Here is a 13,229-nt window from a genome sequence, read left to right on the forward strand (position 1 = left end):
ATGACGATGTGTGGCTAGCATTTCGTTGCGTATCCCATCTCCCACGCCCGTACGGCGATTCCGACCCTGTTCCGCACGCCGAGTTTTCGCTGAATGCTGGCCACGTGTGTTTTGACCGTGCCCGGTGAAATGAACATCTCCGTCGCGATATCGGCGTTCGTCAGCCCTTCGGCGACCTTCCCGGCGATTTCGATCTCCCTCTTGGTGAGGGGGTCGACGGGAGTCTCGCGCCGGGCCGGCGCACCGGAGCCGGGGCCGGTGACGTGCCTGAGCAGCCGTACCGTGACGGACGGGCTGATCAGGCTGTCACCGGCGACCGCGGCACGCACGGCCTCCACGAGCAGCGTCGGTCCGGACCGCTTGAGCAGAAAGCCCGAGGCGCCGTAGCGCAGTGCCGGATACACGTACTCGTCCAGGTCGAAGGTCGTCACGATGACGACCTTGCCCTGGAACCCGGTTGCCGGGGCGAGCAGGTTGCGCGTGACCTCGAGTCCGTCCATGCGTGGCATGCGGACGTCCAGGAGAGCTACGTCGGGTCGCAGCAGCTTGGCCGTCTCCAATGCATCCGCACCGTCGGCGGCCTCGCCGATCACCTCGATGTCGGCCTGGCTCTCGAGAATGCGCCGCATACCGCGGCGAACCATCTCCTGATCGTCAGCGATGAGCACACGAATCGTCACGGTCGGCCATTCTTACAGGCGAAGGGCGGTGGGAATCCGCGGACAGGGTGCCGGACCTGCTAGTTCCCGGCCATCCTTCGGCCGGCCGTCGAGGCCTCATGTCGGTCCAGTGCTCGTTGACGTAGGCGAGCGCCGACTGACGGTCCGTCGCCTCCAGGACAGTCAGCCAGCCGGCGGGAACCTCGGCGAAGGACGGCCACAGGGAGTGCTGGTGCTCGTCGTTGACCAGGACCAGGAACGTGCCGTCCGGGTCGTCGAACGGGTTGGTGCTCACGGTGTCTCCTCCATGGGATCGGACGGGAAATCGGGGTTCGGGTGGAATTCGGATGGAGGGCGGGAACCCGGATCCGGGCAGGAAACCGGATTCAGGCAGGAATCCGGACGGGCTTGAGCAGCGCGGGCCTTCGTGTGTCAGGCGTGCGGCTGTCGAGCAGGGCCACGCCGAGCGGGGTGAGGGTGTGCAGGGCGGTGTTCCTGCTTCTCGTCGTCATGATCAGGCCGACCCGGCGCAGTATGGAGGCGTGCTTGCTCGCTCCGGCCAACGAGAGGTTGAGCCGTTTCGCCAGTTCGCTGGTGGTGCAGCCTTCGGTCAGCACCTGGAGCGCCGCAGCCCGGGTGTGCCCCACGAGCGCGCCGAGTGCCTCCGCGTCACCGGCGCACTGCCTGCTGAACTCCGCCTTGGCCGGATTGTTGACCGGGAAGAGCACCGCCGGTCGTCCGTCGGCGCCTGCCGCCTCCACGAACAGGCAGGTCTGTTCGGGCAGGAAGAACGAGGGGCTGAGCACCAGCCCGCGGCCGGCCGGATAGACGTCGCGGTCCGGGCCGCGGTGCAGTTCCAGGACCGGGGCCTGCCAGCGGAGCCTTGGGTGCAGACTGCCGGGAGCGAAGTTCGGCGACTACGTCGGCATGCTCGGGTTCTTCGCGTCGCTCGGCTTCGACCACGCCGAGATCATCGACATGGCCACCGTCAACCCCGCCCATGCCCTCGGCCTGACCGACACCGGTGTCCTCAGCCCCGGCATGCGCGCCGACGTCATCGTCGTCGACGGCGACCCTTTGAGCGATCTGGACGCCCTGCGCCGGGTCAGGCAGTCTTCACGCCAGGCCACGGCGCGGCCTGAGCCGTGTCCTTCTGAGCCGTGCTCTTCTGAGCCGTCGTTCTTTCGGCCGAGGCCGGGGCTCGCAACCGGCCTTTGTGCCGAGGCGGCGGAGGTGGACGCGGGAGGAGGCTCTGAGGACAGCAGCCGGTAGGGACCGGCCACCACACGAACCGAGGAGCACCCCATGAAGCGCATCGTCATCGCCCTGGCCGTGGCCGCAGTACTGGCGGGAGGCGTCGTGGTGGCATGGCGCGTGTTCGACAACTCCTCGGTCGCCACCGCGAGCGGAACGGATCACACGGTGCCGCGCACCGAGGTCGAGAAGCTGGCCAAGGAGAACTACGCCATCCCCTTCGTCCAGGACGGCCCGCAGTCCGTGAGCTGCCCGCGGGGGCTGCGCCCGAAGATGGACGACACCGTGGCGTGCACCGCTGTCTTCAAGGGCGAGAGCAAGACGATGCTGATCTCCGTGACCGGAGTGAAGGGCGACAGGGTGAGCTTCGACTACGGCCTGTCGAAGTAGAACAGGATCGAAGCAGGACAAGGGGCGAAGCAGGACAACGGTCGAAGCAGAAGAAGGTCGAAGCAGAACAAGTGGGAGACCGAGAAGCGGCGTGGCGCGGGGACCGGATCAGCGGTCGCCGACCACGCCGCAGCGCCATGCCCAGGCGGCGATCTCCACGCGGTTCCGCAGCTTCAACTTGGCCTGGATGCTCGCCATATGGGTCTTGACCGTGGAGAGCGAGACGAAGAGCTCCTCGCAGATCTCCTGGTTGGTCCGCCCGTCGGCGACCAGCCGGACCACATCAAGTTCCCGGCTGGTCAACGGACTTGAGGACACATCCGCTCGGGCGGCAGCGGGCCGCTGCTCCCCGATCCGCTCCAGAAGCCGTACGGTCACGGCGGGCGAGACCAGCGCGTCGCCGCGCGACGCCGCGCGTACGGCCTCCACCAGCAGCCCGGGGCCCGCGTCCTTCAGCAGAAACCCGCAGGCACCGCCGTGCAGCGCCCCGTAGACGTAGTCGTCCTGGTCGAAGGTGGTCACGACCACCACCCGCAACGGGTCGACGGCCTTCGGGCCCGCGAGCAGCCGGGTCACCTCAAGGCCGTCGAGTTTCGGCATCCGGATGTCGACGAGACACACGTCGGGGCGCAGCTTCCTGGCCAGCTCCACACACTCCGCACCGTCGGCCGCCTCGCCCACGACCTCGATGTCGGGCTGTGTCTGGAGAATCAGCCGGAAGCCCGTGCGCACCATTTCCTGGTCGTCGGCTATCAAGACCCGGATACGTCTCGCTGAACCGCTGGATCCGCTGGATCCGCTGGATCCGCTGGATCCGCTGGCGTCGGTCATGCGGGTGATCCTGTCACAGCGCCACGCAGGGGGAACTCCGCCGTCAGCCTCCACCCCCCGTCCTCGGCCCGGCTCGCGTGCAGAGTTCCGCCGACGGCCTCCGTACGTTCGGTCAGCCCGACGAGGCCGAGCCCACCACGTCCGCCGAGAGGTTCGGCGTTCGGCGGCGTCTGCCGTGGCGACGGCGCGTTGTGCACCTCCACCCGAAGCCGCCGGGCCCCTGCCCCCGCCTCGCCGCCCGACAGGCCGACCCGCACGGAGACGGACGGTGAACCCGAGGCGTGACGGCGTACGTTCGTCAGCCCCTCGCGCACGACGTTCCGCACGGAGGTCTCCACCTCGGGGTCGGGCCGCGCCTGCCGGGCCTCGGCCGCGACCTGGAGGGTGGCGGGGGCGTCGCGTTCGGCGAACGCGGCGACCAGTTCGCCCAGTTCGGCGAAGAGATCCCCAGGACGTACCGCCCGTGCGTCGTCCTCGCGCAGCACACGGACGAGCTTGCGCATCGACTGCAGGGTCTCGGACCCGGCCTGCTCGATGCTGCGCAGCAGCGGGTCCACCTGCTCGGGCGCGATGTCGCGGATCGCACGGGCGGCCTGGGCCTGGACGACGATGCCCGTGACGTGGTGGGCGACGAAGTCGTGCAGTTCGCGGGCGAGTTCGAGGCGTTCGCTCTGGCGGGTGTCGGCGACGGCGCGCCTTCTGCGCTCGTCGAGGCTGCGCAGATAGCAGCCGAGGCCGACGGCGCCGCCCGTGGGGAAGGTCAGGAGGAAGGAGAAGACGACGCCGCCCTCGTCCAGCCGCATCGGTGCCGCGATCACGGCGACGCCGAGTGCGGTGCTCAACGCGGCGGCCGGCCAGAGCCGCGGTATGTCCTTCGCCGCGCGTGCCAGCAGGAGCAGCAGGCACAGCGTCTCCAGCAGACCCCAGCCGGCGAACGTCGGCGTCACGGACGAGAGGAGGGCCAGTGTCGTCACCCAGGAGGCGAGCACCGCGGCACCCGCGCCCCAGGTCAGCGCCGAGGGGCTGCCCGGCAGCAGCAGCGCGACGGCTGCCACGAGGCCCGGGACCGCCCTCCACCAGACACTGTTCCCTTCGAGCCCGGCGGTGCCCTCGATACCAACCGCGTCGAGCAGCCACAGCAGCGCCATGACCACCGTCAGCGCGCTGAGGGCGGTGCGGCGGGACAGCCGGGAAAGAGGCGTCTGATCGTCTCGATCTCGCAGGTCTCGTACGTCTCGCAGGTCTCGTACGTCTCTCACATCTCGTACGTCTCTCACGTCTCGTACGTCTCTCACGTCTCGTACGTCTTTCAGGTCTCGGTCTCGCACAACTGGCAGCGTAGGGGCGGCTCTTGCCGCACGGCCTCGGCCGAAAGAACGACGCGGCGGTGGCGAACCGGTCGGTCGGCCGAGGCGACGCCCTTTGCCAGGGCCCCATGTTGGAGGGCATGAACCCCACAACGTCTCCGCCGCCCGTGCTGAACGGCATCGGGCTGTCCAAGTCCTTCGGATCCACCCGCGCGCTCGACGCGGTGGACATCGCCGTCGGCGCGGGCGAGTCCGTGGCCGTCATGGGCCCCTCGGGGTCGGGCAAGTCGACGCTGCTGCACTGCCTCGCGAACATCGAGCGCCCGGACAGCGGCCAGGTCCTGCTGGACGGCGAGCGCATAGACCAGTTGCGCGAGCCGGACCGCAGCGAGCTGCGCCGTACCCGCTTCGGATTCGTCTTCCAGTTCGGACAGTTGCTGCCCGAACTGCCGGCGGTGGAGAACGTGGCCCTCCCGCTGATGCTCGGCGGGATGACCCGCCGCGAAGCCGAGCGGACCGCACGCCAGTGGTTCGCGCCGCTGGGCCTGGAGGGCAAGGAGCACAGCCGCCCCGGCGAACTGTCCGGCGGCCAGGCCCAGCGGGTGGCGATCGCACGGGCGCTGGTCGGGGGCGCCCAGGTCGTCTTCGCCGACGAACCGACGGGCGCCCTCGACCAGACGACGGGGCAGGAGGTGATCCGGATGCTGGTGGAGGTCACCAGGGCGCAGAACGCCGCGCTGGTCGTGGTCACCCACGACCAGTCGGTCGCCCGCTGGTGCGACCGCACGGTGCAGGTACGGGACGGGCGGATCGTACGAGAGACGGGCCCGTCCGTCTCCGGCTCCGTCGGCGCCGGTACCGCCGGAGTCACGCGATGAGGCCGACGAGAACGATGAGGCCGACGCGGATTCTGGACCGCACGACCTGGACCCTGACCTGGCGACTGCTGCGGGGCGGCGGGCGGCACGGCCATCTCGGCGTGGGACTCTCCGTCGCCGCCTCGGCACTCTGCACCACGCTGCTGTTCCTGTGCGTCGGTGCCAACCTCGGCTTCGGCGAACGCGCCGCGCACACCGACTGGCGCACTCCCGCCAAGGCCGGGCTCTCGAGCGCGGTGGCCGTAGAAGCGGTAGGCACCACCTTCATCGAGGGTGAGCCCGTGACCGTCGTCGACATCGCCGCGCTGCCGGGCAGGCAAGCCGAGGCACCCGCCCCTCCCGGCATGCCGCGCTTCCCCGAGCCCGGCGAAGTATGGACCTCACCGGCGCTCGGCAGACTGCCGGGCAGCGCCGCCACCACGGGCACCCTCGGCCGCGCCGCACTGGCCAGGCCCGGCGAGAAGGTGGCAGTCGTCGGACACCGGGCGGACGACCCGGCGATGACGACGAACCGCGGTACCGACCCGCGCCGCCCGGGAGACATCATGTCCCCCACGCCCGTCGCGGACTTCACGGGAAGGCGCACGACGGACGGTGTCGCCTCCCAGTACCAGGACCTGACGAAGCTCGCCACGGTCCTGGTGATCGTGCCGCTGCTGGTACTCGGCGCCTCGTCCGCCCGCCTGTCCGTCTCCCGCCGCGACTCGAGGCTGGCCATGCTGCGGTTGGTGGGTGCCGCGCCGGGGCGGATCGCGGGGATGGCGGCGGCCGAGGCGGCGCTGACCGGTGCGGCCGGGGCCCTCGCGGGCACGCTCGGCTACGCGGTGCTGCTGCCGCTCGCGGCCAAGGTACCCGTGGCAGGAGGCAGTTGGTACGCCTCCGACCTGTGGGTGGGCGCGCCCGTGCTGCTCACCGTGCTCGCCGGCGTGGTGCTGATGGTGACGGTCAGCGCGCTGGCCGGACTGCGGCAGGTGGTCGTGGGCCCGCTCGGGGTCGTACGCCGATCCCGCGCTCCCCGCATCAGAGCCGTACGCGCGCTCCTGTTCGTCGCCGTGCTGATCGGCTACTGGCAGATCTCCACGGACAAGGGGGCGGACATCAACACGGTGGTGTACTGCTGCGCCGCCGTCTTCGCCGCGCTGTCCGTCATCGGCCCCTGGGCGGTAGGTGTGCTCGGCGGTCTCGTCACCGGTCTGGCACGGCGCCCCACAACGCTCCTGGCGGGGCGCCGACTGCTCGACGACCCCAAGTCCGTGTGGCGTGCGGTCTCCGGGCTGACCCTGGCGGGCTTCGTGGCCGGTTTCTTCGCCCTGTTCAGCATCGCCGGCGCCTCGCCCTGGAGCAGCCCCGACCAACTCTCGCTGTCCGTACCGAAGGAGCGAGTCGCCGCCGTACGGCAACTGGCCGACGCCCGCCTGAAGCACGCGCACATCGACGCCATCGTCGGCACGAACACCAACTGGGTCGCCACCGGCACAGGCACCGGGGCCGAACGCCAGGTCACCGCGACGATCACGGACCCGGCCCGGCTCGACGCGGCACGCGCCGCGCTCACCGGCCTCGTACCCGGCCAGTACCCGATCACCGGCACGGACGTCGACTGGCAGTCACGGCAGTTCGACCACGACTTCCACCTCTCGACGCTGGCCGTGCTCGGCGCGAGCTTCACCATCGCCATCGCCTCGACGGGCATCACGGCCGCCTCGTCCGTCCTGGACCGCCGCCGCGCCTACGGCCTGTTGCATCTGGCGGGCACCCCGCTGCGGGTCCTGGACGCGGCCCGGCGTACGGAGTCGGTGCTGCCCGGCGCGGTGCTCGCGGGCGGCGCGGTAGTCACCGGCCTGTTCTGCGCGGCACCCCTGACATTCGCCGGGGGCGCCCCCCACCTGGACGCCCGCGGCGTCACCCTCCTCGCCGCCTGCCTGGCCCTGGGCTTCACCGGCCTGGCCGCCGCGAGCGCGGCAAGCCGCCCGCTGCTCCGCGAGGTGACGCGAGACGCGGGCCCACGCCCGGACTGACAGGACGAGATCGCCAGAGCGTTGCCCCGCCGTTCCCTGGTCGTCCCCTTTTTGCTCATCCATGCAGGTAGGTGAAGGGCGCCCCGGAGGTTCCCGGGGCGCCCTTCGTGGTGATCGTCAGAAAAGGCTGCTCAGCGCACGTCCACGTAGTCGTGGTAGCTCTCGGCGTCCACGTAGGAGCCGGACGCGAGGTAGACCCCGACCCAGGTGCCGTCCTGCTTCGCGGTGAAGCGGGCGGTGAAGCGGCCGTGCGAGTCGGCCTTGACGGAGCCCATCTGCGTCCAGGACTTCTTTCCCTTGGCCTGGAAGAGGATGTAGACGCGCTGCTTGCCGAACGCCACCCACTTCGTGCCGCTCAGCCGCTGCAAGGTGCCGGTGGTGGTCACGGTGTGGCCCTTGCGCACCGGCTCGGGACCGGCGTTGAAGCCGGTGATCCGGGTGGCGGTGCGGTTGAAGTGCACGGAGTTGGAGTAGCCGGACTGGTAGTCCGACGACCCCGCCGAGTACAGCCGCCAGTAGCCCTTCGGCACCGCGACATACCCGGCGAGGTTGAAGGTGCCGTCGGACTTCGTGTTGAACCAACCGAGCGACTTCCAGCCGGTCTTGCCGTCGGCCGACTGCTGGAGGTACAGCTTCCGGTTCGGCGGCACCTTGCCGTTGCTGCTGCTCATGCTGCCCTGGATGTGCAGGTCGGAGTACTCGTCGAGCCAGCTCGAACAGAAGCAGATGTTCGTCTGGTTGATGACGTCGACCTTGAACTGCGTGTGCGAGGCGGTCAGATACGGGTCGGCCAGGTAGCTGTCGCGGCTGGTCTCGACCGTGTACGTGCTGTCGTCGTACGGGATGTACGGGTAGGTGAGCGTGAAGCGCCCGCCGGCACCGCTGGTCGCCTTGGCGTAGTAGTCCATTTCGAGCGCGACACCCTTGGCCGGGCGCCAGGTGCCGTCGTACAGGTACTCCACGACACCGGACGAGGACGCCTTGGCACCGAACTTGATCTTCACGCTGGAGTGGTCCAGCCGAATCCGGCTCGGGCTGACCACGACCGGCAGGGTCTTCGTGTCGACGAGCACATAGGTGCTCGTGCCGTCGGGGTTGGCGATCCAGAAGGAGAGCGAGACCGGCACGGACGTGGCGTTGTCGCCGTTCAACTTCGGCGCCACGTCGACCGCGTAGCTGCCGTCGGCGGCGGTGACGGTGCTGAAGGCGTTCTCGGCGATCACGCTCAGTTGCTTGCCGGCCAGCGGCGAGGTGTCGCCGGTGATCGGGTCGAAGAGCGAGACGCGGCCGCTGAGCTGGACGTGCGTGTGCTCCACGTCCAGCACGGCGGGGCTGATGCTGCGATCGGCGAAGACCGGCTTCGGCTCGACGTCCACGGTGGTGGCGTGCGCCGACGAGGTGCTGTCGCCGTCGCTGTCCTGGGCGCTGACCGTCACGTCGTAGCTGCCGTACGACGGCAGTTGCGACATGCGCGGCGAGCGCCAGACGCCGTCCTGCGGCGTGCCGGAGACGAGCGTGAAGCCGGTGACCGCGACGGTCGCCGGGTTCGCGCCGCGCATCTCGGTCAGGTCGGCGGACACCTCGGTGATCGCCGAATCGGAGGAGACGGCGACCGTCAGGTAGCCGGCGTCGGAAGAGTCGGAGCCGACGCTGCCGAACACCGGGGCGCCGGTGCCGTCGGCGGGCGCGCTGCTGCTCGGGGTGGGCGTCGGGTCGCCGGAGGGCGGGTCGGACGGGGTCGGATCGGACGGGGTCGGGGTGTCCGACGGTTCGCCGGTGGGCGGGTCGGACGGGTTCGGGGTGTCCGAAGGAGTGCCGGACGGGGCGGTGGTGGGCGTGTCCGTCGACGTCGGATCTGCCGTCGGGTTCGTGGTCGCGGTGGCCGCCGGGTCCTGCCCGGGCGTGTCACCGTCGGCCGCGTACGCCAGCGACGGCGCGGCGAGGAGCGCGGCGCCCAGTGCGGCGGACACGGCCGCCGACACCAAAGAGCGTGTTCTCACTGCTGGATTCCCCCCACGGGAATGACGCGGCCTCGCTGCCCCGGATATCCGGAGGCCGGCCGCGCTCTTTGTACGGTTGCTGTGAACATCACGCAACGCATCGGACTCTAGCGCCTGCCCCCGACACGGGAGCAAGGGGGTTTACGGAACCGCCCGAGGACCTCAACTGCCGCCGCCCGCAGCGCTGTTAAGAGTCCCGCCCAGAGCAGTCCGCCGGTGTCAGGGCGACCCGACGACGACCGCTCGGGCCCAGCCGAACGGTGCGTCCGGTACGCGGTCAGGATCGTCCTCGATCCGAGACCGGCGCCAGCCCTCGACGAGAACGTCGAGCCCTACCGCGAGCGGAGCCGCCACACCGCCGACACGATCCTGAACGCGTTGAGCGTCGGCACGCCCCGGCGCGAAGGACTTCGTGATCCCTCTCGTACTCGCTGTGACCGGGTCAGCCGCGACTCGGCCGGGAACGGTTCACGAGCGCGGCGCGAGAGGAGCGGTGTGAGAGGCGCTCGGCAAGAATTCGGCACCGTACCCCACCACCAGCTCCGAAAAAAGCAAAAGCCCCAGGTCACGGCGAGTGAGAATCCTGGGGCTTCCACAGAGCCGCCTTCGGGATTCGAACCCGAGACCTACGCATTACGAGTGCGTTGCTCTGGCCATCTGAGCTAAGGCGGCGCGCTGTCCGCACTATGGTGCGATCAGCAACGTCGGTAAGTCTACACAGTTTCCGGGGGTGCTCCGTACACGCCCCGGGAGGACTGGTTCCGGGGCGTGCGGGAGGGCTATGCGCAGCGCTTTCCCTTCGCGGGAGGGGTGCCCTGGAGGAGGTAGCGGTCGATCGTGGAGTCGATGCAGACGCTGCCCCGGCCGTACGCGGTGTGGCCGTCACCGACGTAGGTGAGGAGGACGCCGGAGGAGAGCTGGGAGGCGAGGGCCTTGGCCCAGGCGTAGGGGGTGGCCGGGTCCCGGGTGGTGCCGACCACGAGGATCGGGCCCGCGCCCTTCGCCTCGATGCGGTGCGGCTCGCCGGTGGGCCGCACGGGCCAGTACGCGCAGTTCAGGGAGGACCATGCCAGGCCGTCGCCGAAGACGGGGGACGCCTTCTCGAACGCGGGAAGGCTCTTCTCCACCTGGTCGGGCGAGGAGAAGGCGGGCGGGAGGTCGAGGCAGTTCACAGCCGCGTTGGCGAACATGAGGTTCGCGTACTTGCCGTCGGCGTCGCGCTCGTAATAGCTGTCCGAGAGGGCGAGCAGGCCCGCGCCGTCCTTGTCCTTCATCGCCGCGGTGAGCGCCTGGCGCAGCTGCGGCCACGCCGCCTGGTCGTACATCGCCGCGATCACACCCGTGGTCGCGAGCGCCTCGCCGAGCTTGCGGCCGCCCGCGTCGCCTGTCGGGATCGGCTTCGCGTCGAGCCGCTTGAAGAAGGCGCTGAGGTTCTTGCCGACCTGGTCCGGGCTCGTGCCCGGGCCGCCCAGCGGGCAGTCGCTCTGACGCACGCAGTCCTTCGCGAAGGACTGGAACGCCGTCTCGAAGCCCGCCGTCTGGTCCTGGTTGAGCTTGCGTGCGGACAGGGACGGATCCATCGCGCCGTCCAGGACCATGCGGCCCACCCGGTCCGGGAACAGGCCCGCGTACGTCGCCCCGAGGAGCGTCCCGTACGACGCCCCCACATAGTTCAGCTTCTGGTCGCCCAGGACCGCGCGCAAAATGTCCATGTCCCGGGCCGCCTCGACCGTGGACACGTGCCGCAGCAGGTTCGGCGAGTGTCGGCCACAGCCCTCGGCGAACTTCTTGTACGCGTCGACCAGTTCACCCGTCTCCTTCTTGTCGTCGGGGGTGACGTCCGTCTCCGTGTACGTGTCCATCTGGCGGCCGGTGAGGCACTCGACGGGCTCGCTGCGGGCCACCCCGCGCGGGTCGACCGCGACCATGTCGTAGCGGGCGCGGACCTCCGCCGGATAGCCGATCCCCGCGTACGACTGCAGATAGCCCACCGCCGAGCCGCCCGGCCCGCCCGGGTTGACCAGCAGCGAGCCGATGCGCTTGCCGGGGCCGGTCGCCTTCTTGCGGGCCACGGCCAGTTTGACGTCGCCCGAGGCCGGTTTCGCGTAGTCGAGCGGCGCCTTCATCGTGGCGCACTCGAAGCCGGAGACGCCGCAGCTGCGCCAGGTCAGCTTCTGGTTGTAGTACGACGACAGCGTGGAGGGTGTGGCGCGGGGCAGTGCGGCCAGCACCGCGTCCGCCGACGTCGTGGCCGTCCTGGTCGAACTCCCCGTGGAGCAGGCGGACACGAGCAGCGTGGTGGCGGCGAGCAGTACGCCGCCCGCACGGACGGTACGCATCGCGCGGATCGCACCGCGGGGTCGGTTCGGCCGACGGGACCGGGGTGGCCGAGGGGTGCGCCTGAAGTACCTGGAGTACATCTCGCGAGCGTAACCCTGCGCGACGCCGTGATCACCAACAGTCGTGGATGTGCCTCGTACGAGTGATGACGTCAACACGGCGACTCAACTCCTGCTCCCCACACCTCGCCTCAGCTCCTCACTCCAGCTCCTCGGCACGGCCCCGGCTGCCGGCCGGTCGCGGCCGCTGTCGGCTGTTCGCCGGTCGCGGTCGGCTCCGGGTCCTCGGCCCGACCGCGCCTTCGAGCCTCTCGGCTCAGCCCGCCCGCAGCGCCATCGTCATCGCCTCCACCGCCAGGAGCGGGGCCACATTGCGGTCCAGCGCCTCGCGGCACGCGGCGATCGCGTCGATCCGGCGGAGGGTCGCCTCCGGCGAGCTGCCGCGGGCGAGGCGCTCGAGTACATCCTCGGCCTCGGTGTTGGCGAGGGCCACCCGGGAGCCGAGCTGGAGGGCGAGGACGTCGCGGTAGAAGCCGGTGAGGTCGATGAGGGCCAGGTCCAGGCTGTCGCGCTGCGTACGCGTCCTCCGGCGCTTCTGCCGGTCCTCCAGCTCCTTCATGACGCCCGCGGTGCCACGCGGCATACGGCCGCCCTGCGACGCGCCGAGGGCCGCCTTCAGGTCTTCGGTCTCCTTGACGTCGACTTCCTCGGCGAGCTGCTTCGCGTCCTCCGAGGCCGTGTCGATCAGCTCCTGGGCCGCCTTGAGACATCCGCCGATGTCGTCGACCCGCAGCGGGAGCTTGAGGACGGCGGCCCGGCGCTCACGGGCACGCTGGTCCGTGGCGAGACGGCGGGCGCGCCCGATGTGCCCCTGTGTCGCGCGGGCCGCGGCCGCCGCGACAGCGGGCTCGATACCGTCACGGCGGACAAGGATGTCGGCGACCGCGTCCACCGGCGGGGTGCGCAGCGTGAGCAGGCGGCAGCGGGAGCGGATGGTGGGCAGGACGTCCTCGATGGAGGGCGCGCAGAGCAGCCAGACCGTACGGGGGGCCGGTTCCTCGACGGCCTTCAGAAGGACATTGCCCGCGCCCTCCGTGAGGCGGTCCGCGTCCTCCAGGACGATGACCTGCCAGCGGCCGGTCGCCGGGGACATCTGGGCGCGCCGGACCAGGTCGCGGGTCTCCTTCACACCGATGGAGAGGAGGTCGGTGCGGACGATCTGCACATCGGCGTGCGTCCCGATCAGGCTGGTGTGGCAGCCGTCGCAGAAGCCGCAGCCGGGGACTCCGCCCAGCGCGCGGTCGGGGCTCACGCACTGGAGCGCCGCCGCGAAGGCCCGCGCCGCGGTGGAACGCCCGGAGCCGGGCGGACCGGTGAACAGCCAGGCGTGCGTCATCTTGGACGCCTCGGGGAGCGGGGTGTCCGCGGCGACCGCCGAGACGAGGGCGTCGGCGTCACGAGCGGCGGCGGCGAGCTGCTCGCTCACCTTGTCCTGGCCCACCAGGTCGTCCCATACCGGCACGGGGCACCGCCCTTTCGTCGCACTTTGCCTT

General features: G+C 70.4%; 11 protein-coding genes, 1 tRNA gene and 1 pseudogene. 4 read left to right on the forward strand and 9 right to left on the reverse strand.

Annotated elements, in window-relative coordinates; genetic code table 11:
• Nucleotides 1–14: 14 nt before the first annotated feature.
• The 3 genes and pseudogenes from ACZ69M_RS13520 to ACZ69M_RS13530 form a co-directional block, all read right to left on the reverse strand.
• Nucleotides 15–629: a LuxR C-terminal-related transcriptional regulator gene (locus tag ACZ69M_RS13520; RefSeq protein WP_470049515.1), complete on the reverse strand. Its 615-nt coding sequence runs from the start codon at nucleotides 627–629 to the stop codon at nucleotides 15–17.
• Nucleotides 630–768: 139 nt separating this feature from the next.
• A pseudogene (locus ACZ69M_RS13525) lies at nucleotides 769–954 on the reverse strand (MbtH family protein); the annotation flags it as partial.
• Nucleotides 955–1,045: 91 nt separating this feature from the next.
• On the reverse strand, nucleotides 1,046–1,465 hold the full coding sequence (locus tag ACZ69M_RS13530) for an ArsR/SmtB family transcription factor (RefSeq protein WP_470049517.1): 420 nt from the start codon (nucleotides 1,463–1,465) through the stop codon (nucleotides 1,046–1,048).
• Nucleotides 1,466–1,586: 121 nt separating this feature from the next.
• On the opposite strand from ACZ69M_RS13530, the gene ACZ69M_RS13535 reads away from it, so the two are divergent.
• Both ACZ69M_RS13535 and ACZ69M_RS13540 read left to right on the forward strand, forming a co-directional pair.
• On the forward strand, nucleotides 1,587–1,931 hold the full coding sequence (locus ACZ69M_RS13535) for an amidohydrolase family protein (protein ID WP_470049518.1): 345 nt from the start codon (nucleotides 1,587–1,589) through the stop codon (nucleotides 1,929–1,931).
• A 33-nt stretch (nucleotides 1,932–1,964) separates the two neighbouring features.
• A complete protein-coding gene (locus ACZ69M_RS13540) occupies nucleotides 1,965–2,303 on the forward strand; it encodes a DUF4333 domain-containing protein (RefSeq protein WP_470049520.1) in 339 nt (112 codons plus the stop codon).
• 108 nt (nucleotides 2,304–2,411) lie between these two features.
• On the opposite strand, the gene ACZ69M_RS13545 is transcribed toward ACZ69M_RS13540, so the two are convergent.
• Together ACZ69M_RS13545 and ACZ69M_RS13550 are read right to left on the reverse strand one after the other, a co-directional pair.
• Nucleotides 2,412–3,134 carry a response regulator gene (locus tag ACZ69M_RS13545; RefSeq protein ID WP_470049521.1) on the reverse strand — a complete coding sequence of 241 codons (723 nt, stop codon included), beginning with the start codon at nucleotides 3,132–3,134 and terminating at the stop codon, nucleotides 2,412–2,414.
• On the reverse strand, nucleotides 3,131–4,393 hold the full coding sequence (locus ACZ69M_RS13550; RefSeq protein ID WP_470049523.1) for a sensor histidine kinase: 1,263 nt from the start codon (nucleotides 4,391–4,393) through the stop codon (nucleotides 3,131–3,133). The genes ACZ69M_RS13545 and ACZ69M_RS13550 overlap by 4 nt, the downstream gene beginning before the upstream one ends.
• Nucleotides 4,394–4,581: 188 nt before the next feature.
• On the opposite strand from ACZ69M_RS13550, the gene ACZ69M_RS13555 reads away from it, so the two are divergent.
• Both ACZ69M_RS13555 and ACZ69M_RS13560 read left to right on the forward strand, forming a co-directional pair.
• Nucleotides 4,582–5,319, forward strand: coding sequence for an ABC transporter ATP-binding protein (locus ACZ69M_RS13555; RefSeq protein WP_470049524.1), 738 nt, complete (start codon nucleotides 4,582–4,584; stop codon nucleotides 5,317–5,319).
• Nucleotides 5,316–7,337, forward strand: coding sequence for an FtsX-like permease family protein (locus tag ACZ69M_RS13560; RefSeq protein ID WP_470049526.1), 2,022 nt, complete (start codon nucleotides 5,316–5,318; stop codon nucleotides 7,335–7,337). Before ACZ69M_RS13555 ends, ACZ69M_RS13560 begins: the two co-directional genes overlap by 4 nt.
• A gap of 131 nt (nucleotides 7,338–7,468) precedes the next feature.
• Here the strand turns inward: ACZ69M_RS13560 and ACZ69M_RS13565 are convergent, their stop codons facing one another.
• The 4 genes from ACZ69M_RS13565 to ACZ69M_RS13580 all read right to left on the reverse strand — a co-directional run bounded on the left by ACZ69M_RS13565 (nucleotide 7,469) and on the right by ACZ69M_RS13580 (nucleotide 13,198).
• Nucleotides 7,469–9,337, reverse strand: a complete 1,869-nt coding sequence (locus tag ACZ69M_RS13565; protein ID WP_470049528.1) for a hypothetical protein — start codon at nucleotides 9,335–9,337, stop codon at nucleotides 7,469–7,471.
• 598 nt (nucleotides 9,338–9,935) lie between these two features.
• Nucleotides 9,936–10,009: transfer RNA gene (locus ACZ69M_RS13570), tRNA-Thr, on the reverse strand.
• A gap of 107 nt (nucleotides 10,010–10,116) precedes the next feature.
• Nucleotides 10,117–11,676 carry an alpha/beta hydrolase gene (locus tag ACZ69M_RS13575; protein WP_470049530.1) on the reverse strand — a complete coding sequence of 520 codons (1,560 nt, stop codon included), beginning with the start codon at nucleotides 11,674–11,676 and terminating at the stop codon, nucleotides 10,117–10,119.
• A gap of 316 nt (nucleotides 11,677–11,992) precedes the next feature.
• Complete coding sequence (locus ACZ69M_RS13580; protein ID WP_352052541.1) at nucleotides 11,993–13,198, reverse strand: DNA polymerase III subunit delta'; 1,206 nt, start codon at nucleotides 13,196–13,198, stop codon at nucleotides 11,993–11,995.
• Nucleotides 13,199–13,229 lie beyond the last annotated feature (31 nt).

The organism is Streptomyces sp. NPDC107454, assembly GCF_055582885.1.

Coding starts and splice junctions, on each gene's coding strand:
- ACZ69M_RS13520 (WP_470049515.1), bottom strand. CDS start 629: ATGCGGCGCATTCTCGAGAGCCAGGCCGACATCGAGGTGATCGGCGAG.
- ACZ69M_RS13535 (WP_470049518.1), top strand. CDS start 1,587: ATGCTCGGGTTCTTCGCGTCGCTCGGCTTCGACCACGCCGAGATCATC.
- ACZ69M_RS13555 (WP_470049524.1), top strand. CDS start 4,582: ATGAACCCCACAACGTCTCCGCCGCCCGTGCTGAACGGCATCGGGCTG.
- ACZ69M_RS13560 (WP_470049526.1), top strand. CDS start 5,316: ATGAGGCCGACGAGAACGATGAGGCCGACGCGGATTCTGGACCGCACG.
- ACZ69M_RS13545 (WP_470049521.1), bottom strand. CDS start 3,134: ATGACCGACGCCAGCGGATCCAGCGGATCCAGCGGATCCAGCGGATCC.
- ACZ69M_RS13575 (WP_470049530.1), bottom strand. CDS start 11,676: ATGCGTACCGTCCGTGCGGGCGGCGTACTGCTCGCCGCCACCACGCTG.
- ACZ69M_RS13540 (WP_470049520.1), top strand. CDS start 1,965: ATGAAGCGCATCGTCATCGCCCTGGCCGTGGCCGCAGTACTGGCGGGA.